Source organism: Pseudoroseicyclus tamaricis, assembly GCF_012070395.1.
Lineage (GTDB): Bacteria > Pseudomonadota > Alphaproteobacteria > Rhodobacterales > Rhodobacteraceae > Pseudoroseicyclus_A > Pseudoroseicyclus_A tamaricis.
Genome location: NZ_JAAFYS010000004.1, coordinates 236,226 through 259,665, shown reverse-complemented (window position 1 = coordinate 259,665; position 23,440 = coordinate 236,226). Strand labels below are relative to the sequence as shown.

Annotated in this window: 26 protein-coding genes; 12 read left to right on the top strand and 14 right to left on the bottom strand. The window is 69.6% G+C overall.

Features of this window, described 5'->3' with window-relative positions; translation table 11 throughout:
• Window positions 1–39 precede the first annotated feature (39 nt).
• The 4 genes from GY170_RS17015 to GY170_RS17000 all read left to right on the top strand — a co-directional run bounded on the left by GY170_RS17015 (window position 40) and on the right by GY170_RS17000 (window position 4,738).
• Complete coding sequence (locus GY170_RS17015) at window positions 40–1,290, top strand: MFS transporter (protein WP_163895832.1); 1,251 nt, start codon at window positions 40–42, stop codon at window positions 1,288–1,290.
• A gap of 31 nt (window positions 1,291–1,321) precedes the next feature.
• Window positions 1,322–2,824 (top strand): malonate--CoA ligase, encoded by a 1,503-nt coding sequence (locus GY170_RS17010; RefSeq protein WP_163895830.1) that lies wholly within the window; start codon window positions 1,322–1,324, stop codon window positions 2,822–2,824.
• 68 nt (window positions 2,825–2,892) lie between these two features.
• Entirely contained in the window at window positions 2,893–3,534 is a 642-nt protein-coding gene (locus GY170_RS17005) for an aspartate-semialdehyde dehydrogenase (RefSeq protein WP_163895828.1), read from the top strand.
• Between the two features lie 181 nt (window positions 3,535–3,715).
• The gene (locus tag GY170_RS17000) at window positions 3,716–4,738 is read left to right on the top strand and encodes an aspartate-semialdehyde dehydrogenase (protein WP_163895826.1); all 1,023 of its coding nucleotides are present in this window, start codon (window positions 3,716–3,718) and stop codon (window positions 4,736–4,738) included.
• Here the strand turns inward: GY170_RS17000 and GY170_RS16995 are convergent.
• Window positions 4,735–5,202, bottom strand: a complete 468-nt coding sequence (locus tag GY170_RS16995) for a relaxase family protein (protein ID WP_203531364.1) — start codon at window positions 5,200–5,202, stop codon at window positions 4,735–4,737. The two genes, GY170_RS17000 and GY170_RS16995, sit on opposite strands and share 4 nt — an antisense overlap.
• 57 nt (window positions 5,203–5,259) lie before the next feature.
• Window positions 5,260–5,910 carry a carbonic anhydrase gene (locus tag GY170_RS16990; protein ID WP_163895824.1) on the bottom strand — a complete coding sequence of 217 codons (651 nt, stop codon included), beginning with the start codon at window positions 5,908–5,910 and terminating at the stop codon, window positions 5,260–5,262.
• Window positions 5,911–6,032: 122 nt separating this feature from the next.
• On the opposite strand from GY170_RS16990, the gene GY170_RS16985 reads away from it, so the two are divergent.
• From GY170_RS16985 to GY170_RS16975, 3 genes are all read left to right on the top strand, one after another.
• Window positions 6,033–6,443 carry a hypothetical protein gene (locus tag GY170_RS16985; RefSeq protein ID WP_163895822.1) on the top strand — a complete coding sequence of 137 codons (411 nt, stop codon included), beginning with the start codon at window positions 6,033–6,035 and terminating at the stop codon, window positions 6,441–6,443.
• Window positions 6,444–6,549: 106 nt separating this feature from the next.
• Window positions 6,550–7,932 (top strand): leucyl aminopeptidase family protein, encoded by a 1,383-nt coding sequence (locus GY170_RS16980; RefSeq protein WP_163895820.1) that lies wholly within the window; start codon window positions 6,550–6,552, stop codon window positions 7,930–7,932.
• Window positions 7,929–8,750: a C40 family peptidase gene (locus tag GY170_RS16975; protein WP_163895818.1), complete on the top strand. Its 822-nt coding sequence runs from the start codon at window positions 7,929–7,931 to the stop codon at window positions 8,748–8,750. The genes GY170_RS16980 and GY170_RS16975 overlap by 4 nt, the downstream gene beginning before the upstream one ends.
• Before the next feature lie 7 nt (window positions 8,751–8,757).
• Here GY170_RS16975 and GY170_RS16970 read toward each other — a convergent pair whose 3' ends face one another.
• Together GY170_RS16970 and regB are read right to left on the bottom strand one after the other, a co-directional pair.
• The gene (locus tag GY170_RS16970) at window positions 8,758–10,326 is read right to left on the bottom strand and encodes a PAS-domain containing protein (protein WP_163895816.1); all 1,569 of its coding nucleotides are present in this window, start codon (window positions 10,324–10,326) and stop codon (window positions 8,758–8,760) included.
• Window positions 10,327–10,562: 236 nt separating this feature from the next.
• Window positions 10,563–11,960, bottom strand: coding sequence for a sensor histidine kinase RegB (gene regB, locus GY170_RS16965; RefSeq protein WP_163895814.1), 1,398 nt, complete (start codon window positions 11,958–11,960; stop codon window positions 10,563–10,565).
• 125 nt (window positions 11,961–12,085) lie between these two features.
• On the opposite strand from regB, the gene GY170_RS16960 reads away from it, so the two are divergent.
• Both GY170_RS16960 and GY170_RS16955 read left to right on the top strand, forming a co-directional pair.
• Window positions 12,086–12,718, top strand: coding sequence for an SCO family protein (locus tag GY170_RS16960; RefSeq protein ID WP_163895812.1), 633 nt, complete (start codon window positions 12,086–12,088; stop codon window positions 12,716–12,718).
• A 47-nt stretch (window positions 12,719–12,765) separates the two neighbouring features.
• On the top strand, window positions 12,766–13,317 hold the full coding sequence (locus GY170_RS16955) for an ActR/PrrA/RegA family redox response regulator transcription factor (protein WP_163895811.1): 552 nt from the start codon (window positions 12,766–12,768) through the stop codon (window positions 13,315–13,317).
• A gap of 8 nt (window positions 13,318–13,325) precedes the next feature.
• Here GY170_RS16955 and GY170_RS16950 read toward each other — a convergent pair whose 3' ends face one another.
• The 3 genes from GY170_RS16950 to GY170_RS16940 form a co-directional block, all read right to left on the bottom strand.
• Window positions 13,326–14,219 carry a LysR substrate-binding domain-containing protein gene (locus GY170_RS16950; protein ID WP_163895809.1) on the bottom strand — a complete coding sequence of 298 codons (894 nt, stop codon included), beginning with the start codon at window positions 14,217–14,219 and terminating at the stop codon, window positions 13,326–13,328.
• A 220-nt stretch (window positions 14,220–14,439) separates the two neighbouring features.
• Window positions 14,440–14,937, bottom strand: coding sequence for a GNAT family N-acetyltransferase (locus tag GY170_RS16945; RefSeq protein ID WP_163895807.1), 498 nt, complete (start codon window positions 14,935–14,937; stop codon window positions 14,440–14,442).
• 17 nt (window positions 14,938–14,954) lie between these two features.
• Window positions 14,955–15,821, bottom strand: a complete 867-nt coding sequence (locus GY170_RS16940) for a LysR substrate-binding domain-containing protein (protein ID WP_163895805.1) — start codon at window positions 15,819–15,821, stop codon at window positions 14,955–14,957.
• 96 nt (window positions 15,822–15,917) lie between these two features.
• Here GY170_RS16940 and GY170_RS18625 point away from each other — a divergent pair, with 96 nt between their 5' ends.
• Both GY170_RS18625 and GY170_RS16935 read left to right on the top strand, forming a co-directional pair.
• The gene (locus GY170_RS18625; protein ID WP_268895101.1) at window positions 15,918–16,049 is read left to right on the top strand and encodes a hypothetical protein; all 132 of its coding nucleotides are present in this window, start codon (window positions 15,918–15,920) and stop codon (window positions 16,047–16,049) included.
• Window positions 16,050–16,237: 188 nt separating this feature from the next.
• A complete protein-coding gene (locus tag GY170_RS16935) occupies window positions 16,238–16,618 on the top strand; it encodes a YkvA family protein (protein ID WP_163895803.1) in 381 nt (126 codons plus the stop codon).
• On the opposite strand, the gene GY170_RS16930 is transcribed toward GY170_RS16935, so the two are convergent.
• From GY170_RS16930 to GY170_RS16915, 4 genes are all read right to left on the bottom strand, one after another.
• Window positions 16,615–17,205, bottom strand: coding sequence for an HD domain-containing protein (locus tag GY170_RS16930; protein WP_163895802.1), 591 nt, complete (start codon window positions 17,203–17,205; stop codon window positions 16,615–16,617). The two genes, GY170_RS16935 and GY170_RS16930, sit on opposite strands and share 4 nt — an antisense overlap.
• Before the next feature lie 160 nt (window positions 17,206–17,365).
• Window positions 17,366–18,583, bottom strand: coding sequence for a glycosyltransferase family protein (locus tag GY170_RS16925; protein ID WP_163895800.1), 1,218 nt, complete (start codon window positions 18,581–18,583; stop codon window positions 17,366–17,368).
• Window positions 18,584–18,596: 13 nt separating this feature from the next.
• A complete protein-coding gene (locus GY170_RS16920; protein ID WP_163895798.1) occupies window positions 18,597–19,376 on the bottom strand; it encodes an HAD-IIB family hydrolase in 780 nt (259 codons plus the stop codon).
• A 56-nt stretch (window positions 19,377–19,432) separates the two neighbouring features.
• The gene (locus GY170_RS16915; RefSeq protein ID WP_163895796.1) at window positions 19,433–20,386 is read right to left on the bottom strand and encodes a glycosyltransferase family 8 protein; all 954 of its coding nucleotides are present in this window, start codon (window positions 20,384–20,386) and stop codon (window positions 19,433–19,435) included.
• Between the two features lie 135 nt (window positions 20,387–20,521).
• On the opposite strand from GY170_RS16915, the gene ahcY reads away from it, so the two are divergent.
• Window positions 20,522–21,916, top strand: coding sequence for an adenosylhomocysteinase (ahcY, locus tag GY170_RS16910; protein WP_163895793.1), 1,395 nt, complete (start codon window positions 20,522–20,524; stop codon window positions 21,914–21,916).
• Window positions 21,917–22,148: 232 nt separating this feature from the next.
• On the opposite strand, the gene GY170_RS16905 is transcribed toward ahcY, so the two are convergent.
• From GY170_RS16905 to GY170_RS16895, 3 genes are all read right to left on the bottom strand, one after another.
• A complete protein-coding gene (locus tag GY170_RS16905; protein ID WP_163895791.1) occupies window positions 22,149–22,541 on the bottom strand; it encodes a DUF1761 domain-containing protein in 393 nt (130 codons plus the stop codon).
• A gap of 281 nt (window positions 22,542–22,822) precedes the next feature.
• A complete protein-coding gene (locus GY170_RS16900; RefSeq protein WP_163895789.1) occupies window positions 22,823–22,963 on the bottom strand; it encodes a hypothetical protein in 141 nt (46 codons plus the stop codon).
• Between the two features lie 61 nt (window positions 22,964–23,024).
• Window positions 23,025–23,438 carry an EVE domain-containing protein gene (locus tag GY170_RS16895; protein WP_163896304.1) on the bottom strand — a complete coding sequence of 138 codons (414 nt, stop codon included), beginning with the start codon at window positions 23,436–23,438 and terminating at the stop codon, window positions 23,025–23,027.
• Window positions 23,439–23,440: the final 2 nt, after the last annotated feature.

Sequence of the window (23,440 nt, the reverse complement as noted above, 5' to 3'; positions counted from 1 at the left end):
GCGATTGACAGCCGGTGCGCCTCGCGGCTTCGTCGCCCCATGAGCACCGAGACTGCCCGCGCCCCCCTAGTCACCCCCGTCCTGATCGGCGGTTGCCTCGTCATCATGGCGGGGTTCGCGATCCGCGCGGCCTTCGGTGTCTTCCAGATTCCCATCGGGGAGGAGTTCGGCTGGCCGCGGGCGGAGTTCAGCCTCGCCATCGCCATCCAGAACCTCTTCTGGGGCATCGGCCAGCCCATCTTCGGCGCCATGGCGGAGAAGATCGGCGACCGGAAGGCGATCATCGCGGGCGCCGTGCTCTACGCGGCGGGGCTCCTGCTCTCCGCCGGTACGACGAGCCCGCTCGCCATGCAGGCCTACGAGGTGCTTGTGGGCTTTGGCATCGCCGGCACCGGCTTCGGCGTCATCCTCGCCGTCGTCGGCCGGGCGGCGAGCGACGAGAACCGCTCGATGGCGCTGGCCATCGCCACCGCCGCCGGCTCCGCCGGACAGGTGGTGGGCGCGCCCATCGCCGAATTCCTGCTGACGCTGATGTCCTGGCAGATGGTCTTCGTCTGCTTTGCCGGGCTCATCCTCTCCGTCCTCTTCGTGCTGCCGATGATGCGGACGCAGCCCATGGCCAGCCGGACAGAGCTGGAGGAGAGCCTTGGCCAGATCCTCCGCCGGGCGGGGCGGGACCCGTCCTACGGCATGATCTTCCTCGGCTTCTTCTCCTGCGGCTACCAGCTGGCCTTCATCACCGCGCACTTCCCGGCGCTGGTGACGGAATATTGCGGGCCGATCCGCACCGGCGGCGTGCTGGCGGGCCTCGGGATCGAGACGACCTCCGCCCTGGGCGCCGTCGCCATCTCGCTCATCGGGCTCTTCAACATCGCCGGCACGCTGCTCGCCGGCTATCTCGGCAAGCGCTTCACGCGAAAGTACCTGCTCGCCGGCATCTACACCGGCCGCACCATCGCCGCGGCGTGGTTCATCCTGGCGCCCATCACGCCGACGAGCGTGCTCGTCTTCTCCGCCGTCATGGGGGCGCTCTGGCTGGCCACGGTGCCGCTCACCTCCGGCCTCGTCGCGCACCTCTGGGGGCTGCGCTACATGGGCACGCTCTACGGGATCGTCTTCTTCTCCCATCAGCTGGGCGGCTTCCTCGGCGTCTGGCTAGGCGGGCGGATGTACGACATCTACGGCAATTACGATCTTGTCTGGTGGGTCGGTGTCGCCGTGGGCGCCTTCTCGGCGATCATCCACCTGCCGATCCGCGAGAAACGCGCGCCGCTGCCGGCCGCCGCTTGACCAGGGGCGGCCTTCGGCGCACCTGATGGGCATGGAGAACCACGCCTTCGACCGCCTCTTCGGCCGCCACGCCGATGCCGCGACGCCCTTCCTGCACCTGCCGGACGGCTCGCACATCACCCACCAGGCCTTCCTGCACCGGGCGGAGCGCTTCGCCCATGTGCTCAGCGGCCTCGGCCTCCAGCCGGGGGACAGGGTGGCCGTGCAGGTGCCCAAATGCGCCGACGCGCTGGCGCTCTACGCCGCGACTCTTCAGGCGGGGCTGGTCTTCCTGCCGCTGAACACCGCCTACACGGCGCCGGAGATCGGCTACTTCCTCGCCGATTCCGGCGCGGCGCTCTTCGTGGCGGACCCGGACAGGGCCGAGCTGGCGGAGGTGGCCGGCGAGGCCCGCGCCATGTTCGAGACGCTGGGGCCGGAGGCGACGGGCACCCTGCCGCCCCTCGCCGCGCTGGCGCCCGAGCATTTCGAGACGGTGGCGCGCGGGCCGGGTGACCTCGCCGCGATCCTCTACACCTCCGGCACGACGGGCCGCTCCAAGGGGGCGATGCTCACCGGAGCCAACCTCACCTCCAACGCCGAGACGCTGATGGAGGCGTGGCGCTTCACGGCCGACGACGTGCTCCTCCACGCGCTGCCGATCTTCCACACCCACGGGCTCTTCGTGGCGACGAACACGACTCTGGTGGCCGGCGGCTCCATGATCCTGCTGCCGAAGTTCGACGTCGAGGAGGTGCTGGCCGGCCTGCCCATGGCCACCGCCATGATGGGCGTGCCCACCTTCTACACCCGCCTCCTGGCGGAGGAGCGCCTCACCCGCGATCTTGTCGCCCACATGCGGCTCTTCATCTCCGGCTCCGCCCCGCTCCTGGCCGAAACGCACCGCGCCTTCACGGAGCGGACGGGCCACGAGATCCTCGAGCGCTACGGGATGACCGAGCTCAACATGGCCACCTCCAACCCCTACGAGGGCGAGCGCCGCCCCGGCACCGTCGGCCCGCCCTTGCCGGGGGTGGAGGCGAAGGTGTGCAATGAGGCCGGCGAGGAGCTGCCCCGCGGCGAGATCGGCATGGTCGAGGTGCGCGGGCCCAACGTCTTCGCCGGCTATTGGGGGATGCCGGACAAGACGGCGGAGGAGAAGCGGGAGAACGGCTTCTTCATCACCGGCGACCTCGGCCAGATGAGCGAGGATGGCTACCTCACCATCGTCGGCCGCGGGAAAGACCTCATCATCTCCGGCGGCTACAACATCTACCCGCGCGAGGTGGAGGAGATGCTCGACGAGGCCCCCGGCGTGACCGAAAGCGCCGTCATCGGCATCCCCCACCCCGATCTCGGCGAGGTTCCCTTCGCCGTGCTCGCCGCCCCGGGGGAGGTGGAGACGGACGCCCTCGCCGCTTCGCTGGAAGGCCGCCTCGCCCGCTTCAAGCAACCGCGCGGCTGGGCGGTGGTGGAGGCGCTGCCGCGCAACACCATGGGCAAGGTGCAGAAGGCCGAGCTGCGCGCGCGCTACAAGGACAGCTTCCAGAGCTGAGCCCGCCGGGGGGAACCGGGCGGCGCGCCGGGGCCTTTCCCCTTCGGTTCGAGTGAAGGAGTCCCCCCATGGCCAAGGCCGAGCGAGACAATCCCCGCCTCTGGGAAGAGGTGAAGGACGAGATCACCCAAGGCAGCAAGGGCGGCAGGAAGGGCCAATGGTCTGCCCGGAAGGCGCAGATGGCGGTGCAGGAATACAAGCGCCGCGGCGGCACCTACAATGACAGCGGCCCCGCGCAGGACGAGACCCATCTTCACGAATGGACCGAGGAGGAATGGGGCACCAAGTCCGGCGGGAAATCCGGCGAGACGGGTGAACGCTACCTGCCGAAGAAGGTCCGCATGATCCTGACGGAGGACGAGTACGACCGCTCGACCGTCAAGAAGAAGAGCGGCAAGCAGCAGTTCGTCAAGCAGCCGAAGGACGTCGCCAAGAAGGCCGCCCGGATCCGCAAGGACGGCCCGACAAAGGAGATGCTGCTGGAGCGCGCGAAGGACCTCGGCATCGAGGGGCGCAGCGACATGGGCAAGAAGAAGCTCCTCGGCGCCATCGAGGATGCGACCGACAAGAACGGCCGCGCCAAGGACAGCCGGGCCCATTTCGACGCGATGAAGAAGGACAAGCTAAAGAAGAAGGCCAAGAAGGCCGACATCAAGGGCCGCTCAGACATGTCCAAGACGCAGCTCGTGAAGGCCCTCGCCTCCCGCTGATTCTCGCTTTTCCCGAAGTATCCTCTGGGGGTGCGGGGGGCGAAGCGCCCCCGCTCCGCGCTCTCCACCCCGCGCCCCCCCCATCACCGATCGCGATGCCCCGCCTCACGACAACCGCCCTTTCAATCAAGGGCGCCGCGTCGTAAGAGCGCCTTCGTTTGCCAAACCTTTGGAGAGGATCATGGGCTACAGGATCGCCGTCGCGGGCGCCACGGGCAACGTGGGCCGCGAAATGCTCAACATCCTCGCCGAGCGGGAATTCCCCGCCGACGAGGTCGTCGCGCTTGCCAGCCGCAAGTCGCTGAACACGGAAATGAGCTATGGCGACAAGACGCTGAAGACGAAGGACCTCGACACGTTCGACTTCACCGGCTTCGACATCGCCCTCTTCGCCATCGGCTCGGAGGCGACGAAGCAATACGCCCCCAAGGCGGCCGCCGCCGGCTGCGTGGTGATCGATAACTCCTCGCTCTACCGCTACGATTCCGAGATTCCGCTGATCGTGCCGGAGGTGAACCCTCAGGCGATCCACGGCTATGCCAGGAAGAACATCATCGCCAACCCCAACTGCTCGACCGCGCAGATGGTGGTGGCGCTGAAGCCGCTGCATGACCGGGCGAAGATCAAGCGGGTGGTCGTCTCGACCTACCAGTCCGTCTCCGGCGCCGGGAAGGAGGGGATGGACGAGCTCTGGGATCAGACCAAGAGCATCTACAATCCGACCGACGACAAGCCGCCGAAGAAGTTCACCAAGCAGATCGCCTTCAACGTGATCCCGCATATCGACGTCTTCCTCGACTCCGGCGAGACGAAGGAAGAATGGAAGATGGTGGCGGAGACGAAGAAGATCATCGACCCGTCCATCAAGGTCACCGCCACCTGCGTGCGCGTGCCGGTCTTCGTCGGCCATTCCGAGGCGGTGAACATCGAGACGGAGGAGTTCCTCGACGAGGACGAGGCCCGCGACATCCTGCGCGAGAGCCCGGGCGTCATGGTGATCGATAAGCGCGAGGACGGCGGCTACATCACGCCCATCGATTGCGTCGGCGATTTCGCCACCTTCGTCAGCCGCATCCGGCAGGATTCGACGATCGACAACGGCCTGAACATGTGGGTCGTCTCCGACAACCTGCGCAAGGGCGCCGCCCTCAACGCCGTGCAGATCGCCGAGCTGCTCGGGCGGGAGTGCCTGAAGAAGGGCTAGAACGGCTCGATGAGCACCGGGTCGTCGTCGTCCCCGCCCATCGTGGCGGGGGCGGCGGCGGCCAGGTAGCGCTGCTCCAGATGGGTGTGGCGGTGGCCCGGGAAGGGCGCCCGAAAGCGGCGCATGAGCCGGGAGTAGGAGAAGCCGAGGTCAGAGGCCTTGCAGAGCCGCTCGCCCGTCGGGTGGCGGTGCAGGGCCAGCCCGCCGCCGGCTTCGCGCAGGGCGAAGCCCTTCCCGGCAAGGCGGCGGCGCAAATCCTCCCAGTTGCGCGCGTCGGCAAGATCGCCGGTGAGGCGCGCCCGCAAGGGAGCGACGAGCAGCTCATCCGCCCTGTCGGGCGGCCTCGCATTCTGCCGGCGGGAAATCTCCTTGGCCAGAAGCCGCCGCACCAGCGCCCCCAGCGTCTCGTCCTCTGCCCGCGCCATGGCCTCCGCCACGCGCTGCAGCTCATCCGGCAAGATCATCGACACCTGTCCCATGGGACGAGCATCGCCGCCCATGGTTAGGGAAAGGTTACCGCTTCAGACGGGCTGGAACGTCCCCGACTCGCGGTCGTACTGCATCAGGCCGCCTTCGCCGATATGCGTCCACAGCCCGTGCAGCGACAGCCTGTCCGCCTCCACCGCCTCGCGCACGAAGGGGAAGGTCATCAGGTTCTCGAGGCTCACCAGCACCGCCTCATGCTCCAGCGGGGTCATCCCCGCCTCTCCGCCGACGCGATCCTTCACCCGCTCGTAGCCGGGGCGGAGGATATCGAGCCAGCGGCCGATGAAGCTGGTCTTTTCGTCGAGGTCCGGCGCCTGGCCGGAGCACATGGCGTGCCCGCCCTCGACGCCGCCGCAGTTGGAGTGCCCGAGCACCACGATCTGCGTCACGCCCAAGTGCGACACCGCGTATTCCACCGCGGCGGAGGTGCCGTGATGGTCCCCGTCCGGCGTGAAGGCCGGCACGAGATTGGCGATGTTGCGGTGGATGAAGAACTCGCCCTGGTCGGCCCCGAAGATCGAGGTGACATGCACGCGGCTGTCGCAGCAGGAGATCACCATGGCCCGGGGGCGCTGCCCCTCGGCCGACAGCCGGCGATACCAGGCGCGGTTCTCGGCATAGGTGGTGGCCTTCCAGCCGTGGTAGCGGCGGACGAGATACTCGGGGAGGGGTTCTGTGGCGATCATGATCCCCAATTTAGCCTGTCGTCGGGGCCGCTTCAATTGCAACCACATCGGTGCCGATCCTGCCCCATCAGCTCAATAACTTCGACACATTTCGCCGCCATAGAAGGCTCATGAGCGAGACGATGAGACAGATGCCCACGCCCGCCTCCCGCCCCGCCGCGGTGAGCTGGCTAGACATGCGGGAAATCGCCCGGCTCGATCCGGAGCCCCTGCAGCGCCTGCAGGCCGGGCTCGGCCCCCAGCTGGCGGCGGATCTGCTGCGCCGCACCCGGGAGGATCTGGCCTTCCTGCTCGCCTCCGCCCAGCAGGCCTACGACCGCAGCGACACCGGCACGCTGGCGCGCTTCGGCCGGCGGATCGAGGTGCTCGCCCTGCAGGTCGGCATGCCGACGCTGCGCCGCGCCGCCGCCAACATGGCCGCCTCGGCCGAGGGCGGCAGCCCTCCCGCGCTGGCCGCCACCGCCGCCCGGCTGGACAGGCTGGGGCAGGGCGCAGTCGCCTCGCTCGGCGCGCTGCGCATCACGGGGGCCTGAGCACGGGGTCCTGACCACTGCGCCCTGACCGGCTGACGCGGCGCTGCCCTTGCGGGCGCCCTCCCGGGGGATAGGCTGGCGGCAAATTCGAGCCGCCGGAGTGCCCATGCCCCTCACCTTCGCCCCCGCCACCGACAATGCCCTGCCGCTGACGCTCCTCACCCCCGAGGGGCTGGAGGAGGGCCTCGCCGCCCTTCATGCCCCGCAGGCCGCCTGGGCCCGCGCCACCGGCTTCGCGGCCAAGGCGGGCGAGGTGGTGCTGCTGCCGGGGGAGGACGGCGCCCCCGCCGGCGCGCTCGTCGGCCTCGGCGATGCAAAGGCCCGTGCCCGCGGGCGCTTCCTCGCCGCCAAGGCGCGCAAGGCGCTGCCGGAAGGGCCGTGGCGCATCGTCGGCGCGCCGGACGGGGCGGACCTCGCCGAGATCGCCCTCGGCTGGCTGCTCGAGGGTTACCGCTTCACCCGCTACAAGGAGGGGGCGCCGCCGAAGGCTCGCCTCGTCGCACCGGAGGGTATCGACGCCGCGCTCATCGAGGCGACGGCCGAGGCCGAGGCGCTGGTGCGCGATCTCATCAACACCCCCGCGGCCGACATGGGCCCGGCGGAGCTGGAGGCGGCGGCGCGCGAGCTGGCCGAGCGGCACGGGGCAGAGATCAAGGTCACCACCGGCGATGACCTCCTCGCCGCGAACTTCCCCATGATCCACGCTGTCGGCCGCGCCGCCACCGCCGCACGGGCACCCCGCCTGATCGAGATGACATGGGGCAACGAGGGCCCGGCGCTGACGCTCGTCGGCAAGGGCGTCTGCTTTGACACCGGCGGGCTGGACCTCAAGCCCGCCGCCTCCATGGGCCTGATGAAGAAGGACATGGGCGGCGCCGCAAATGTCCTCGGCCTCGCCTCGCTCATCATGGCGCGCGGCACTGCCTGCCGCCTGCGCGTGCTGATCCCGGCGGTCGAGAACGCCGTCTCGGCGGAGAGCTTCCGCCCGCAGGACGTGCTGACCGCCCGCAACGGGCTGACGGTGGAGATCAACAACACCGACGCCGAGGGCCGCCTCGTCCTCGCCGATGCGCTGGCGCTGGCGGCGGAGGATCCGGCGGCGCTGACCCTCTCCATGGCGACCCTCACCGGCGCCGCCCGCGTCGCCGTCGGGCCGGACATCGCGCCCTTCTTCGCGACGGAGGACAGCCTTGCCGCCGCCCTCTCCACCGCCGGCGCGCAGGTGGCGGACCCGGTCTGGCGCCTGCCCTTCCACGAGCCCTACGAGGCGCTGATCGAGCCCGCCATCGCCGATCTCGACAACGCGCCGAAGGGCGGCATGGCCGGCTCGATCACAGCGGCGCTGTTCCTGCGCCGCTTCGCGCCCGCGCCCTACGTCCATTTCGACATCTACGGCTGGAACCAGACCGCCGCCCCCGGCCGCCCGGTCGGCGGGGCGGGGCAGGGCTTCCGCGCCATTTTCGCGGCCCTGCCGGAGCTGCTGGGGTGAGCGATCCACGCCTGCACCCGGCCAATGGCCGCGTCGCCCATGTCTCCGTCGGCGGAGAGGTGGAGGGGACGCTGCTGCGCGTCCTGCGCCCCGTCACCGGGCTGATGAGCGAGGGCGGGCGGGCGCGGCTGCGCGAGCTGGTCTTCGGCGAGGGCTTCGTGGAGCTGGAGCGGCGGGACGGCTGGTCCTTCGGCATGGCGGCGCGCGACGGCTATGTCGGCTACCTGCGCAGCGAGGCGCTGGGCGACGGCCCGCCCCCGACCCACCGCGTCCGCGCCGCCCGCACCTACGCGCTGCCCGTGCCGGCCCTGAAAGCGCCCGATGCCCCCCTCGTGCTGCCCTTCGGCGCGCAGGTGACGGTGCTGGGCACGGCCGAGGACAGCACCACCACATGGGCGGAGATCGCGGGCCCCGTCCCCCTTCACCTCCCGCTGCCGCATCTCGCCCCGCTGGACGCGCCGGAGGCGGACCCGGTGGAGGTCGCCGAGCGGCTGAGCGGCACGCCGTACCTCTGGGGCGGCAACTCGACCTTCGGGATCGATTGCTCCGGCCTCGTGCAGGCGGCGCTGCTGGCCTGCGGCATCCCCTGCCCCGGCGACAGCGACCTGCAGGAGGCGCTGGGCGCCCCGGCCACCGGCCCCCACGAGCGGGGTGACCTGATCTTCTGGCGCGGCCACGTCGCCATCGCGCTGGACGAGAGCCGGATGATCCACGCCAATGGCCACCACATGGAGGTCGCCGTGGAGCCGATCGCCGAGGCGGAGGCGCGCATCGCGGCCAAGGGCGGCGGGCCGGTCACGGCGCGCCGGCGGCTCTGAGCCCGGCTCAGGCGCGGTCACGCGTCGGCGGCTCCAGCGACAGGAGCGCGGGCTGGCGCGGCGGGGCGGCAACCTTCGCCCGCGGCGGGGCGGCGGCGATGGCCTGCGTGGGCTGAAAGCCGACCATCAGCGCGCCGGCCGGCAGAGGCTCCACCCGCAGGTGCAGGCGGGCGCCGTCTCGCCGCTTGACGAGCCCGCCCCAGGAGATGCGGCTGCCGCGGCTCTCCGCCGTGCGGCGCAGCCTGTCCCAGACGCGGCTCGGCGCCGCCTGCCGCCAGCGCTCCATCTCGCCGGAGAGGACGAGATCGCTCAGGCGCGACTCGGTGGCGCCCCACATGTCCTCATAGGCCTCGTTCGCCATGCTGAGGCGGCCGCCGGTGGTGAAGACGGCGATTGCCTCCTCGCTGCGGTCGAGCACGGCCTGGGCGAGGTCCATCTCCTCGCGGAAATGCCGGGTCAGAGCGACTTCGCCGGTGATGTCCTCGAAGAGGAAGGCCAGCGCGCCGTCGGGATGCGGGCGGCCGGTGACGCGGATCGTCTGGCCCGAGGGCAGCACCCATGTCTCGCCGAAGGTCCCCTCCTTCGCCGCGCTCTCCACATCCATCAGCCGCTTGCGCCAGGTCCGGTAGTTCTTCGGCTCCGGCAACAGGCGCTTGTCGCGCAGCCGGTCGAGCAGGGCCGGCAGCGTCGGCTTGGCGGAGAGGTAGGAGACGGAGAGATCGCAGAGATCCGTGAAAGCGGGGTTGAACATCACCAGCCGGCGCTGCCGGTCGAAAATGGCGAGCCCGATGGAGATCTGCGCGAAGGTCTTCGAGAGCGTCTGCACGAACTCCGCCCGCGCCTGCGTGGCGACCTCCGTCTCTGTCACGTCGATGGCATAGGCCAGCACCTCGCCGCCCCGGCGGACGAGCGTGATGTCAAAGCATTGCGGCCGGGCGGTGCCGGGGAGCATCAGCTCCCGGCGATGTGTCACCGGGTCATCCTCCTGCGGCGGGGCGCCCAGCGACTCGAAGAGGAGCGGCGGCGGCCAGTCTCGCCCGCCCTCCTCCTCGACGGGGCGCATTGTCTCGCAGAGGGAGAGGTAGGCGCTGTTGGCCCAGCAGATGCGGCCGGCGGAATCGACCTTCCAGATCGGCAGCGGAGCGGCGTCGCCGATGCTGCGCAGCACCTCCAGCTCCTCCATTGCCGCGGCCATGGCGGGGGGCGGCGGCATCGTCTCGCCCCGGTCATGGATGATGGCGATGCGCAGGCGGTTGCACCAGCGCGACAGCTCCGCCCGGCTCTCGCCGAAAGCGCCCTCCAGTCGCCGCCGCTCCCCGGGGGCGACGTCGTCGATCATCTCGCCGATGCCGGGGAAGCTCTCGTCCAGTGCGCCGACGAGCCGCTGCAGATCGCTCGCCGCCTCCGCCATGCCCGGCAGGGGCGCGGGCGGCAGGTACTCGGCAGCGCCGGTGGAGGCGTCGATCAGCGTCTCGCTCTCGAAGAGGAGGACGGCCCGCTCCGCGCTGACCCGCCCTCGCGCCGGCCCGCGGAGTCCGGCCGGGCGGTTGAAGAGCCTCGGCAACAGGAACGCCATGGCTCCGCCCAACAAGGCGGCTGCCACGAGCGGCATCAACGTCTCAGTCACTGGTACCACCGGGTTAGGTGAGGTCGTGGAGGAACCTGACGGTAAGGATCAGGTCACCGGAGTTAACAGAGAGTTAATTGGCCGCCCCGGCGGTCGCGTTGTCTCAAAATTGGATAAAATAGCCTCCGATTGGCTGATCTTTTCCGCGAGGGCGCATCCTCCAGGGGGAGAATCGCCCGCCCGCCCTACCCCACGAGGGGGAGATTCGGCCCGAGCGGCCCGGTCGACGGCGCCTCCAGCACCAGCCGCGACCAGCGGACGGTGACGGCGGCGCCGTGCATCTGCGGCCCGCCGGCCAGCGCGCCGTTGGCGAAGCCGAGCCGGCCGCCGCTGCGCTCCAGCAGCGTCTTGGCGATGAAGAGGCCGAGGCCCATCCCCTCGTAGCCCGGCCGCCGCTGCACCTCTCCGGGCGGGCGGCGACGGCGCTGCATGGGCTCGCCGATCCGCGCCAGCACCGCGGGCGGGAAGCCGCGGCCGTCGTCGGAGATACGCAGCCAGATGTCCGTCTCGGTCCAGTCCGCCTCCACCCGTACCTCGCGCTCGGCGAAATCAACGGCGTTCTGGATGAGGTTGCGCAGCCCGTGGATGACCTCCGGCCGCCGCCAGATCTGCGGCTGCCGGCGGTCGCGGCCCGGGGGGGCGATGAACTTCACCTGCTTGCCGCGCGCCAGGTGCGGCTCGGCCGCCTCCCTCAGCACGGCCATGACGGGGGCGGCGCGCACCTGCATGTCCTCGTTGCCGGCCCGGCCCATGCCGCGCAGGATGTCGCGGCAGCGGTCGGCGCTCTGCGCGATGAGCCGCGCATCCTCCACCAGCTCGGGCGGCAGGGACGGCGTATCGCGCAGCTCGCTCGCCAGCTCCGCCGCTGTCAGCTTGATGGTGGCGAGCGGCGTGCCCAGCTCATGCGCCGTCGCCGCGACGACGCCTCCGAGGTCCGTCAGCTTCTGCTCCCGCGCGAGGGCGAGCTGCGTGGCCGAGAGCGCCTCGGAGAGCTCCGCCATCTCCGCCGTCACCCGGTAGGCGTAGAGCGTCAGAAAGATGGTGCCGATCATGAGCGCCATCCAGAAGCCGACGATCCAGGTCTGCGGCAGCATCATCGGCCGCCCCTCCTCCGAGAGGATCGGCTGGTACCACAGCAGCAGCGCCGTGATCACCGCCAGCGTCAGCCCGCCGAGCGGCAGCGTGATCTTCAGCCGCATGACGGTGGCGGAGATCGTTACCGGCGGCAGCAGCAGCAGCGCGAAGGGGTTGTGCAGCCCCCCGGTGAGAAAGAGCACGATGCCGAGCTGCAGCATGTCGAAGGTGATCATCCCCGCCGCCTCCCGCTCCGACAGCATGCGGGTGGCATCGAAGAGCGCCATGCAGACGAGGTTGAGCAGCACGGAGGCGCCGATGGCGACGCCGACGAGCGTCACGTTGAAGCGCAGATCCCAGATGTACCAGGCCGCCAGCGCCGCCGCGACCTGACCCGCCGCCGCGAACCAGCGCAGCAGCAGCATCGTCTTGAGGCGGACGGGGCGCTCCCGCTCCGACGCGAAGAGGTCGGGCGCCGAGAGGCGGAAGGGATCGACGATGGAGGACATGGGCGCGCGCCTTTTCAACCGGGCGCCGGCATTGTTATGTGGCGCGGGCCGACGGATCAATCCGCGCGGGAGGGGCCAGCGGCGGGGCGCCGCCGGCCGGCCCCGTGCCGAGGGAGGGCTTCTTCATGACCCGCACTTCCACCATCGCACTCGCCGGGGCGGTCATCGTCCTCGCGGGGCTCGCCGGCTCCTTCCTCGCCACCACCGGGCTCTTCGCGCCGGAGGATCGCTTTTCCACCTGCCGCGCCGGGTCCGTCGCGGGCGGCGATCTCGGCGGGCCCTTCACCCTCGTCAGCGAGACGGGGGAGGAGGTGACGGACGCGCAGCTCTTCGATGACGAGCTGTCGCTCGTCTACTTCGGCTACACCTACTGCCCCGATGTCTGCCCCATCGACGCGCAGCGCAACGCGCTGGCGGTCTCGCAGGTGGAGGAGGAGACGGGCGTCCAGGTGCAGCCGCTCTTGATCACCGTCGACCCGGCGCGCGACACGCCCGAGGTGCTGGCGCGCTACACCGAGAACTTCCACGACCGGATGCTCGGGCTCACCGGCAGCGAGACGCAGGTGCGTGGCGCGGCGGAGGCGTGGCGCGTCTTCTACTCCCGCGGCGAGGGGGAGGGGGACAATTACCTGATGAGCCACTCCGCCTTCTCCTACATCGTGCTGCCCGGCGGCACCTTCGGAGATGTCGTGCGGCGCGAGGAGACGCCGGAGTCGCTGGCGGAGCGGCTGGCCTGCTTCGCCGACGCGGCAAATTGACCCTGCCGAATGGGGGGGCTAAAGCGTTCGGCGGAAGGACATTCCCTATGGCAGACATTGAATTTTCGCTCGGCGAAGACCCGACGCTGCTGATCGTCGACGACGATGAGCCCTTTCTGAAGCGCCTCGGCCGCGCGATGGAAAAGCGGGGCTTCACGGTGGAACTGGCGGAGAGCGTGGCCGCCGGCAAGGCCGTCGCCGCCGAGCGCCCGCCCGCCTATGCCGTGGTCGACTTGCGGCTGGAGGATGGCAACGGGTTGGAAGTCGTGGAGACGCTGCGCGAGACCCGCCCCGACAGCCGCATCGTCGTCCTCACCGGTTACGGCGCCATCGCCACCGCCGTCGCGGCGGTGAAGATCGGCGCGACGGACTACCTCTCCAAGCCCGCCGATGCCGACGATGTCACCCGTGCCCTCTTGTCGACGACCGACGAGCTGCCCGGCCCGCCGGAGAACCCGATGAGCGCCGACCGGGTGCGCTGGGAGCATATCCAGCGCGTCTACGAGCTCTGCGACCGCAACGTCTCCGAGACGGCGCGCAGGCTGGGGATGCACCGGCGGACGCTGCAGCGCATCCTCGCCAAGCGCAGCCCGCGCTGAGGGCGCGGCTAGCCGGCGACGCGCCCTTGCGCCAGCGGCGCGAAGTGGGCGCGCAGCCATCTGACGAAGGCCATCGCCGCCGGGCGCGCCGGCCCGTGCGGCAGGCAGGCCCAGTAATCCGTCTGGGGCAGGCCCGGAAAGGGCACCTCGCGCATCCTGCCGGCCGCCAGATCCTCCACCAGCACGATCTCCGTGGCGAAGATCAGCCCGTAGCTGGCCCGCGCGGCGGAGACGGCGAGCATGGGGTTGTCGATGTGTCGGGTGTCGAGCGTATCAAGGTCGTAGCCCGCGTCGCGTAGCCAGGCGAGCTCGAAGGGGTCGCGATCGGTCAGCAGCCACGGCAGGTTTGCGAGGTCATCCTCCTGCGCCAGAAGCTCCGGCGTGGCCGCCACGATGAAGCGGCTGTGCGCGAGGTGGTGGGGCAGCACGTCCGGCCACTCGCCGGAGCCGGAGCGGATGGTCAAGTCGATCCCCGTGCGCGCCATGTCGACGATGGCGGTCCCCGGCTCCAGCGAGACGGGGATGTCGGGATGCGCCTGCCAGAAGGCGCCGAGCAGCGGCATCAGCACGGTCTGCGAGAAGGCGGGCGCCGCCGAGATGCGCAGGCCCCGCCGCGCCTCGCTCCGCTGCAGCGCGTCCACTCCCCGCGCGATGGCGGAGAAGCCCTCCGCCAGATCGCGGGCCAGCGCCGCCCCGGCTTCCGTCACCGCCAGCCCGCGCCCGGCCCGGTGAACGAGCGCCACGCCCAGCTCCGCCTCCAGCCCCCGCACCTGCTGCGCCACTGCTGGCTGCGTGACGTTCAGCGCCTGCGCGGCCGCGGTGAAGCTGCCCAGCCGCACCGTCGCCTCGAAGGCGCGGAGCGAGGAGAGGGAGGGAAGGCGGTGCCAGTCGGGGGCGAGCATACCAAAGCCAGGCTTATGTTTGAGCAGAATTGCTAAATCGCGTCTGGCGCCATGGTGGCGCTATTCCGGCTGTAACACCAGAAAGGAGGCCCAAGATGCTCTTTCACCCGATACAGGTCGAGATGCTCATGCGGCAACGGCAGGAGGAGGAGGCGCGGCACCAGCGCCGCTACCTTGCCCACGCCGTCGAGGCGGAGCGGCTGCGCGCCGAGGCGCGGCCTCAGAGGTCGAAACGCTTGCGGATCCTGTCCACGTGGCTGCCGTCGCGCAGGGGCACGTTGGGCAACCTGTCGTAATCCTCGAAGCCCATGGCGCCGTAATAGGCCAGCCCGCCGGTGTTGTCGGCGCGGATGGTGGCGTCGATCACCGAGACATGGGCGGCGCGGGCCGCCTCCAGCGTCGCCGCGAAGAGCGCCCGGCCGATCCCCTTGCCGGCATGGCCCTCGGCCACGAAGCTGGCGATGATCGCCCAGCCCTCGGGGAAGGGGTCGCCCTCGTCCTCCGGCCAGACGAGGGACTGGAAGCCGATCAGCTCGCCCTCCTCCTCCGCCACGGTGCAGGAGATGCCGAGCGGCGGGGCGATGTAGTGGCGCGTCATCCGGGCCGGATCGAACGGCGTCTGATGCGCGGTGGTGCCGCCTTTCGCAATGATGCGATTGAGCAGCGCGGCCAGCGGCGCGGCATCTTCGGGGCGGGCAGGGCGTGTGGTGACGGGCATGGGGCGTGGATTGTTGATCAGACCTCGGACCTTAGCCACCGCAGGAACGTGCGCAAGTCTTCCCTCACCGGGCCGGGCCGGCGGCAGATCCAGTAGCCCAGCCGCGTCTCCTCCGTCGCGTGCAACGCCACGAGCCGGCCGGCATCGAGATCGTCCTGCGCCATGGCGGTGATCGCGGCGCCGATGCCGATACCGGCGTCGACGGCGCTCGCGGCCATGTCTTCCGTCGGCATGTGGGTGCGGCGGATGGAGGAGATATCCAGCCCCTGGCGGCTGAGATAGGCGAATTGCTCGGGCCAGTCGTCCTCGATGATCCAGTGCTGCTCGGCCAGCTCCTCGACGGTCAGGGGGCCCTTGAGGCCGAGCCGCGGCGAGGCGACGATGGTGAAATGGGCCGAGAACAGGCGTTCCGTCTCCAGCCCCGGCCAGTTGCCGTCGCCGAAACGGATGGCAAGGTCGAAGTGGTCTCGCGTGAGGTCGACCAGCTCGCGGCTTGGCGACATCGAAATGGGGATGTCGGGATGCAGCTTCCAGAAGGCGCCGAGGCGCGGCACCAGCCAGTGGGTGGCGAACCGCGGGGTCATCGAGACGCGAAGCGGCCCGCCCTCGTCCCGCCCCTTCAGCTCGGCCACGGCCAGCTCGATTTCCTCAAAGCCCTTGGTCAGCGCGGCGCTCAGGGCCGCGCCCTCCTCCGTCAGCGCGATGCCGCGGCCCTCGCGCCGCGCCAGCGGCAGCCCGAGCGCGCTTTCCAGGCTGCGCACCTGCTGGACGATGGCGGCATGGGTGACGTTCAGCTCCTCCGCCGCGCGGGTGAAACCGCGCGTGCGCGCCGCGGCCTCGAAGGCGCGGAGGGAGGCGAGAGGGGGAAGGGTGCGCCAGTCCATCTGTTAGCTCCGCTTACATCAGGGAAATCCTATTGATTCGCGATGACCATGCAAGAGCGGGTAGACCTGTCTCACACCACAGCAATGGAGACAGCAATGCTTACAATCCTTGGAGACAGCCTTCTCACCGCCCTCGGCCGCCGCCGCGACTACGGGCTCGACGAGATCCAGCGCCGTGACATCGAGCGGCGCCGGCGCGACGAACGCTACTGGGAGCGTCGCTGGTAATCGCGCCACGTGACAGCGCGATGTAACGGGCCCGGGCGATGTCGCCGGGCGGCGCCCATCGGTAAGGGCGCACAGACGAACGACTGAGAGGCGGCCACCTTCCCCGGGGCCGCCTCTTTTGCTTTTGGCGAGACGCCCTTCCGCCGCAGCGCCCGCAGGGCTAGCGTCTGGCCGAAAGGGGAGAGCCGATGGGGGTGTTCGGGCGCCTGCAGGGCTGGGCCCGCCGGCTGAAGCGCGATGTGCTGGCGCTCTGGCTCGCTGCCCGCGACCGGCGGACGCCATGGCAGGCGCGCGCCGTCGCGGCGCTCGTGGCGGCCTATGCGCTGTCGCCGATCGACCTCATCCCCGATGTCATCCCGGTGCTCGGCTATCTCGACGATCTGATCCTCGTGCCCGCCGGCATCTTCATCGCCATTCGCCTCATCCCGGCCCCGCTGATGCGTGGCTTCCGCGCGGCCGCGGGGGCGCTGGCGAGGCGCCCTGTCAGCCGCTGGGGGCTGGCGATGGTTCTGGCGCTCTGGGCCGTCGGCCTTGCCATCGCGCTGCGCTGGGGAATGGCCGTGCGCTAGAGCGCCGCCAGCAGCGCCGCGTGGCGGGCGATGTAATCGGCCCGCGCCTCGAGAGGCGGGCGCAGAACGATCGACAGGCCCTGGCACTGGGCCTCCGGGAGGCGGCCGAACAATCGGGTCGCCTCCCTTTCCGTGAAGCCGGCGATGGCCGTCGCCTCCAGCCAGGCGGAGACCTTGTCGGCCCGTTTGATCTTTCGTTTCAGCTCCTTGGGCAGCACCGCCGGCAGGCCGAAACGCAGGTGCACCGCCGCCGTCAGCCGCTCGTCGAGCTCGCCATAGGCGGCGCCGACGGCGGCCTTCACCGGCGAGATCATGTCGCCGATGACGTATTCCGGCGCATCGTGCAGCAGCGCCGCCAGCCGCCAGCGCACCGGCTCCGCCGGGTAGAGGCGGGCGAAGAGCTCCTCCACCAGCAGCGAATGCTCGGCGACGGAATAGGGCCAGTCGCCGGAGGTCTGCCCGTTCCAGCGGGCGACGAAGGAGAGGCCGTGGGCGATGTCCTCGATCTCGATGTCGAGCGGCGCCGGATCGAGCAGGTCGAGCCGGCGGCCGGAGAGCATGCGTTGCCAGGCGCGGGGCGGGGTCATGGCGTGGGACCTGTCAGCTGGGCTTTCAGATGCGGACGGCACCAGGCGTGCACCGCGCGTGCACAGGGCGTGCACCGCGCGCATGCCGCGGGCAGGGGCCGGCCGGGCGGCGAATTCCATATGGAATTCGCGCGCGGAAACCATATGGTTTCCGCCGCCCTCACAGGACCGCCTTGTCCTCTTCGAGCGCCTTGAGCATGTCGTCCATCAGGCCGGGATCGGCGGAGTGGACGCGGTTCCACGCCGGGATGAAGGGCGATTCGAAGGGGTTCTCGAGGAAGATCTGCCCGGCGCGCATCAGGTTCTCGGCGAAGAGCTCGATGGCCCGCTCCTCCTTGTGCCGGTCAAGCTGAAGGCCGTTCATCGTGGCGTCGGCGTCGTAATGCTCCAGAAGGTCCAGCGCCGTCCGGTAGTAGGTCGCCTTGAGGGAGCGGAAGATGTTGGGCGTGAAGACCGTCCCGTCCGCCGCCAGCTTGCGGAAGAGCGCCTTGCAGATGTCGGTGCTCATGCGGGAGAGGCCGGTGTTGGCGTCGGCCTCCGACAGCTCCTGATGCTTGTGGTCGTAATTGTCGGCGATCTCGACCTGGCAGACGGACTTCGGCGCAAGGTTGCGCCACGCCTCCGACAGAATGCCGATCTCCAGCCCCCAGTCCGACGGAATGCGCAGGTCGGGCAGCATGACCGAGCGCATCGCCATCTCGCCCGACAGCGGGTAGCGGAAGCCGCGCAGGAAATCGATGTAGTCGCGGTCGCCGATCACCTTCTTCAACGCGATGAGCATGGGGGAGACGAGCAGGCGCGTAACGCGCCCATTCATCTTGCCGCCGCCGATGCGGGGGTAGAAGCCTTTGGACATCTGGTAGGGCAGGTTCGGGTTCAGCACCGGGTAGACGAGGCGTGTCAGCATGTCCCGGTGGTAGGTCGTGATGTCGCAATCGTGGATCGCCACCACCGCGCTGTCGCGGAAGGCCATGTTGTAGCCGAGGCAGGTCCACACGTTCTTCCCCTTGCCGGGCTCGGAGGGGTAGAGCCCCAGCTCCTTCAGGCGGTCGCCGATGGCGAGCTGGGCGGGGCTGTCGTTCCAGATGACGACGTGGTCGTGCCGCAGGCGGCTAAAGAAGGCGGCGGCGTCGCGGTATTGGGCCGTATCTGCCCGGTCGAGCCCGATGATGACGCGGTGCAGCCAGGGCAGCTCGTTGAGCTCATCGACGATCTTGCCGATCGCCTCCCCCTCCAGCTCTGAATAGAGGCAGGGGAGGATCAGGGTGATCGGCCTGTCACGCGCCATCGAGTTGATCTCGTGGCTCATCTCCTCCACCCGGCGGGTGGAGAGGTTGTGCAGCGTCGCGACGTTGCCGTTCTGGTGGAAGTCGGCCAAGGGAGCTCCTGACTCAGGGGATGTCGTTCTCGTCGAGGATGCGGCCCACCTCATCCGCCCAGCCGCCCGGCCCGGTGAGGGAGGCGCGGGTGATCCGCCCCTCCGCCTCGCCGGGCAGGAGGGGCAGCGGGTCATGGGCCGGGTTGGCGATGATGATGCCGAGATCGGCGGCCTCCAGCATCTCAACGTCATTGGGGGCGTCGCCGAGTGCGACGGTGAGCGTGGCGCCGAGGGAGGGGGCGATCTCCGCCATCGCCTGCGCCTTCGTCCGCCCGAAGGAGAGGGTGAGGAAGCGCCCGCCGGCGCGGGCCTGCACGCCCTCTCCCGCCAGCTCCTGCACGAAGGCCTCGCGCTCGTCATCGCTGCCCTCGAAGAGGCCGGGCTCGGAGAATTGCCGCGCCTTCGCCTTCGCGGCCGCCTCGGGCGACAGGCCGGTGGTGGCGGCGACCTCTTCGGTGCTCATCTCGTTGAAGCCGCGGAAGCGGTGGGCGACGGGGCGCCCGGAGAGGAGCTGCATGAGCGCGGCGTAATCCTCGCCCGGCACCGTCTCCGCCCCCGCAGGGAGGATGCCGGCGCCGTTCTCGACGATGGCGGGGCAGGCGGAGAGGCCCATCTCGGCGCGCAGCGGCGCGATCTCCGCCGCTGTCTTGGAGGAGGCGAGGACGACGGGGATGCCGGCATCCCTCAGCCGCGCCAGCACGGGGGCGGCGGGCGACCAGTCATAGGTTTCATGATCGAGCAGCGTGCCGTCGAGATCGGTGAAGATGGCGAGGGTCGTCTGTCTGGGGCTCATGGGCCGAGACTAGAGGCATTGCACGGCAGGTTGAACAGCCGGGCCGGGCAAGCCGCTCATCCTGCCGTCAGGTTGCCCGGAAAACGGGCAAGATAGCGGCGCAGCCCCCGCGCGGTGCGGACATGGCGCCAGAGGAGCCGGGCGAGCCCGGCCTCGGGGGCGAGGCGAGCACGCTCGGGCCCGTAGTCGGCCGGGGCATCGGGGAAGTGCTCGGAGAGGAAGAGCCGGTACTCCGCCTTGATGCGGGCGGGGATGGCCCCCCCGGGATCGTGCCACGGCTTGTTCGGCCCGTAGAGGTGCAGGATGTAGGGATCGGCCAGCGGCTCGAAGAGCACGCGGTGGCCCACCCATTGCCAGTTCCAGAGCGGGCTCAGCTCCGCCCAATCCTCGTAGAGCGCAATGTTGAGGAGCGACTGGTCATGGTAATGCAGCTTGTCCTGATGCCGCTCCGCCACCGCGAGGCAGCGGGAGAGGACATCCCCCTCCACCCAGCGGGCGACGTCGATCAGCAGGACGCCGGAGTTGAAGTAGGGCGCGCGGGGCAGGTTCAGCGCCTTGAAGTCCTTGGCATGGTAGCGCGGCTTGCCCCAGAGCGGCCGCTCAAGCACCGCCCCGACGGGGTGGGGGCCGAGATCGGCGGCCAGCAGCGCCGAGAGGTCGCCGCCCTGCACGAAGATGTCCGTGTCGAGGTAGAGGAGGCGGTCGTATTGCCCCAGCAGCCGGTCGGGCAGCCAGAGGCGCAGATAGGCATTGGCCGGCAGGCGGGTGCTCTTGAGCTCCGCCAGGCCCGGAGGCGCCTCGATGTGGAGGAGGCGCACGCCGAGGCGGTCGAGCACGGGAGGCAGGGTGATCCCGTCCGTCGTGCAGAGGATCAGGTCGAAGCCGCGGTGAGGGGTCATCCGCGCGAGGCTGTGGAAGGTGGCGGCGGCGAAGGGCAGGTGGCCGGAATCGCAGCAGATCACCACCGCTTGGCGGTCGGTGGCGGGGGGAGGGGGCGCGGTCTGGGGCATGGCGCGTCAGGCTAGCGCGCTTCGCGGCGGGGCGGAACTGGCCTTGGCGCCGTGCATGGGGCGGTGGTCACGCCTTCCTAACCCTTGCCCGGCTTGATAAGAGCCGACCGACTTCCCTCTCAGGAGCGCACAAGAATGGCTGACGATTTCATCATCCGTGACATCTCCCTCGCCGATTACGGGCGCAAGGAACTCGATATCGCCGAAACGGAGATGCCGGGCCTGATGGCGACACGGGCGGAATACGGCGAGGCGCAGCCCCTCAAGGGCGCCCGCATTGCCGGCTCGCTGCACATGACGATCCAGACCGCCGTGCTGATCGAGACGCTGAAGGCGCTGGGCGCCGAGGTGCGCTGGGCCTCCTGCAACATCTTCTCCACCCAGGATCACGCCGCTGCCGCCATCGCCGCCGGCGGCACCCCCGTCTTCGCCATCAAGGGCGAGACGCTGGAGGAATACTGGGACTACGCCGACAAGATCTTCGACTTCGAGGATGGCCCGGCGAACATGATCCTCGACGACGGCGGGGACGCCACGCTCTACATCCTGCTCGGCGCCCGCGTCGAAGCCGGTGAGACGGATCTCATCGCCGCCCCGCAGAGCGAGGAGGAGGAGTGCCTCTTCGCGCAGATCCGCAAGCGGATGGCCTCCTCCCCCGGCTGGTTCGCCAAGCAGCGCGACGCGATCAAGGGCGTCTCGGAGGAGACGACGACGGGCGTGCACCGGCTCTATGATCTGCACAAGAAGGGCCAGCTGCCTTTCCCGGCGATCAACGTGAACGACAGCGTCACCAAGTCGAAGTTCGACAACAAGTACGGCTGCCGCGAGAGCCTCGTCGACGGGATCCGCCGTGCCACCGACGTGATGATGGCCGGCAAGGTCGCCGTCGTCTGCGGCTATGGCGACGTCGGCAAGGGCTCCGCCGCCTCGCTCGCCGGGGCCGGCGCCCGCGTGAAGGTGACGGAGGTCGACCCGATCTGCGCGCTGCAGGCGGCGATGGACGGGTTCGAGGTGGTGCGGCTGGAGGATGTGGTCGATACCGCCGACATCTTCATCACCACCACCGGCAACCGCGACGTCATCCGCATCGAGCACATGCGCGAGATGAAGGACATGGCTATCGTCGGCAACATCGGCCACTTCGACAACGAGATCCAGGTCGCCTCCCTCAAGAACCACAAGTGGACCAACGTGAAGGACCAGGTGGACATGATCGAGATGCCCTCGGGCAACCGGATCATCCTCCTCTCCGAGGGGCGCCTTCTGAACCTCGGCAACGCGACGGGGCACCCCAGCTTCGTGATGAGCGCCTCCTTCACCAACCAGGTGCTTGCGCAGATCGAGCTCTGGACGAAGGGGGAGGAGTATCAGCCCGGCGTCTACATCCTGCCCAAGCATCTCGACGAGAAGGTCGCCCGCCTGCACCTCGACCGCATCGGCGTGCGCCTGACGGAGCTGAAACCCGAGCAGGCCGCCTATATCGGCGTGACGGTCGAAGGGCCCTTCAAGCCCGAGCATTACCGCTACTGAGGGGAAGGGGCGCCACGGCGCCCCTTTTGCCGCCGGAGGGATTTGAGGCAAATCCTAACGGCTTGGGCGCGAAAGATACGCGCTGTTTACGCTTCCTTCGTCGGTCTGCGGCATAACCTCCCCATGGCTATCCAGTGTTGTGGGAGACACGGGGTGAGTGGAGGGCCCGAGGCAGAATGCCCGGGTCCTTTCGCGTTTCAGGCCATCGCCACCGCGCCGCCATCCATCAGTGTCAGGCCATCAGCGCCAGAATCGTCCCGATGATGCCGCAGCCGAAGGTGGCATAGCCGCCGTCGATCACCGTCAGCAGGAAGGGCCGGCCGGCGTAGGCGTTGTTGATCATCGTCCACGGGGAGATGAAGAACAGCCCGATGCCGAGGCCGGAGGTCAGCCCGCCGTGCCACGTGGTGATGCCGGAGGTGGCGAAGATGTGCCGCATGATGACGGCCACGATCAGCATCGTCAGCGCCGAGAGGATGAAGGGCAGCGCGCTATTGGGGGCCGACCGGCCACCCTCCCTCCGGATGCCCGCTGCCCGCATCCATGGCTTCGACAGCGCCATGTACCAGCCGGCGCCGAAGAGAAACGCCGCCGCAGCGGCCACCAGAATACCGAGGATCCCCATCCCGCGCTCCCATCATAGGTTGATGCCAACATGATGAAGGCAGGCCCGGGGGGATCGGCAAAGACAATTCGTCAGATCGCGGCGAGAAGGCCGGCCCAGACGAGGGTGCCGGCGATTGCGGCGGGGCCGAGCCACCAGCCGGGGCGGAACATGTTCATGAGGGTCTCCCGAACTATCGTGTCGGGAGGAGGATACGGCGCCGTCCGTGCAGCCGAAGGCGCCTGCCTCGTGCAGGGCCTGTGCAGAAAAGCGCGGGGCGGGCCCTCGGGCCCGCCGCCGGGTCAGAACTTGTCGGCGATGGCGGCGACCGGCGCCAGCCATGCGAGCGCGCCGAAGATGCCGGCCGGTGCGATCCACCAGCCGCGTCCGAGCGCTTCCAGCAGCTCCGTCGTGGTGGAGTCAGACTGATCGTGATGTTCCATGGTTCTTCTCCTCACCCGAAAAGGTGAACACGGAAGTCCCCGGAAGGTTCCCGCAAACCTGCTATGCGCCCGAAATTTCCAGGATCACGTCCCATTCCGCCTCGCTCACCGGCTGGACGGAGAGGCGGGAGTTGTTGGCGAGCACCATGTCCTTCAGGCGCGGCTCGGCCTTGATCTCCTTCATCGTGATGGCGCGGGGGAGCGGCTTGACGGCGCGCACGTCGACGCATTCCCAGCGCTCGTCCTCGGTGGTCGAGTCCGGGTGCGCCTCGTTGCAGATCTCGACGATGCCTACGATCTCCAGCCCCGAGCGGGAGTGGTAGAAGAAGCCGAGCTCACCCTCCTTCATCTCGCGCATGTTGTTGCGCGCCTGGTAGTTGCGCACGCCGTCCCATTCCTCGCCATCCTTGCCGCGGGAGACGAGATCGTCCCACGAGAAGACGTCGGGTTCGGATTTGAAGAGCCACTTGGCCATGT

Bases quoted from the DNA above. Each gene is read 5' to 3' on its own strand.
- GY170_RS16945 (WP_163895807.1), bottom strand. From the start codon at position 14,937: ATGCCCGTCACCACACGCCCTGCCCGCCCCGAAGATGCCGCGCCGCTG.
- GY170_RS17015 (WP_163895832.1), top strand. From the start codon at position 40: ATGAGCACCGAGACTGCCCGCGCCCCCCTAGTCACCCCCGTCCTGATC.
- GY170_RS16950 (WP_163895809.1), bottom strand. From the start codon at position 14,219: ATGCTCGCCCCCGACTGGCACCGCCTTCCCTCCCTCTCCTCGCTCCGC.
- regB (WP_163895814.1), bottom strand. From the start codon at position 11,960: ATGTCCTCCATCGTCGATCCCTTCCGCCTCTCGGCGCCCGACCTCTTC.
- GY170_RS16920 (WP_163895798.1), bottom strand. From the start codon at position 19,376: ATGAGCCCCAGACAGACGACCCTCGCCATCTTCACCGATCTCGACGGC.
- GY170_RS16960 (WP_163895812.1), top strand. From the start codon at position 12,086: ATGACCCGCACTTCCACCATCGCACTCGCCGGGGCGGTCATCGTCCTC.
- GY170_RS16985 (WP_163895822.1), top strand. From the start codon at position 6,033: ATGAGACAGATGCCCACGCCCGCCTCCCGCCCCGCCGCGGTGAGCTGG.
- GY170_RS16935 (WP_163895803.1), top strand. From the start codon at position 16,238: ATGGGGGTGTTCGGGCGCCTGCAGGGCTGGGCCCGCCGGCTGAAGCGC.
- GY170_RS16895 (WP_163896304.1), bottom strand. From the start codon at position 23,438: ATGGCCAAGTGGCTCTTCAAATCCGAACCCGACGTCTTCTCGTGGGAC.
- GY170_RS16995 (WP_203531364.1), bottom strand. From the start codon at position 5,202: ATGATCTTGCCGGATGAGCTGCAGCGCGTGGCGGAGGCCATGGCGCGG.
- GY170_RS16990 (WP_163895824.1), bottom strand. From the start codon at position 5,910: ATGATCGCCACAGAACCCCTCCCCGAGTATCTCGTCCGCCGCTACCAC.
- GY170_RS16980 (WP_163895820.1), top strand. From the start codon at position 6,550: ATGCCCCTCACCTTCGCCCCCGCCACCGACAATGCCCTGCCGCTGACG.
- GY170_RS16955 (WP_163895811.1), top strand. From the start codon at position 12,766: ATGGCAGACATTGAATTTTCGCTCGGCGAAGACCCGACGCTGCTGATC.
- GY170_RS16970 (WP_163895816.1), bottom strand. From the start codon at position 10,326: ATGGCGTTCCTGTTGCCGAGGCTCTTCAACCGCCCGGCCGGACTCCGC.
- GY170_RS17010 (WP_163895830.1), top strand. From the start codon at position 1,322: ATGGAGAACCACGCCTTCGACCGCCTCTTCGGCCGCCACGCCGATGCC.
- GY170_RS16915 (WP_163895796.1), bottom strand. From the start codon at position 20,386: ATGCCCCAGACCGCGCCCCCTCCCCCCGCCACCGACCGCCAAGCGGTG.
- GY170_RS17000 (WP_163895826.1), top strand. From the start codon at position 3,716: ATGGGCTACAGGATCGCCGTCGCGGGCGCCACGGGCAACGTGGGCCGC.
- GY170_RS16900 (WP_163895789.1), bottom strand. From the start codon at position 22,963: ATGGAACATCACGATCAGTCTGACTCCACCACGACGGAGCTGCTGGAA.
- GY170_RS17005 (WP_163895828.1), top strand. From the start codon at position 2,893: ATGGCCAAGGCCGAGCGAGACAATCCCCGCCTCTGGGAAGAGGTGAAG.
- GY170_RS16905 (WP_163895791.1), bottom strand. From the start codon at position 22,541: ATGGGGATCCTCGGTATTCTGGTGGCCGCTGCGGCGGCGTTTCTCTTC.
- GY170_RS16930 (WP_163895802.1), bottom strand. From the start codon at position 17,205: ATGACCCCGCCCCGCGCCTGGCAACGCATGCTCTCCGGCCGCCGGCTC.
- ahcY (WP_163895793.1), top strand. From the start codon at position 20,522: ATGGCTGACGATTTCATCATCCGTGACATCTCCCTCGCCGATTACGGG.
- GY170_RS16940 (WP_163895805.1), bottom strand. From the start codon at position 15,821: ATGGACTGGCGCACCCTTCCCCCTCTCGCCTCCCTCCGCGCCTTCGAG.
- GY170_RS18625 (WP_268895101.1), top strand. From the start codon at position 15,918: ATGCTTACAATCCTTGGAGACAGCCTTCTCACCGCCCTCGGCCGCCGC.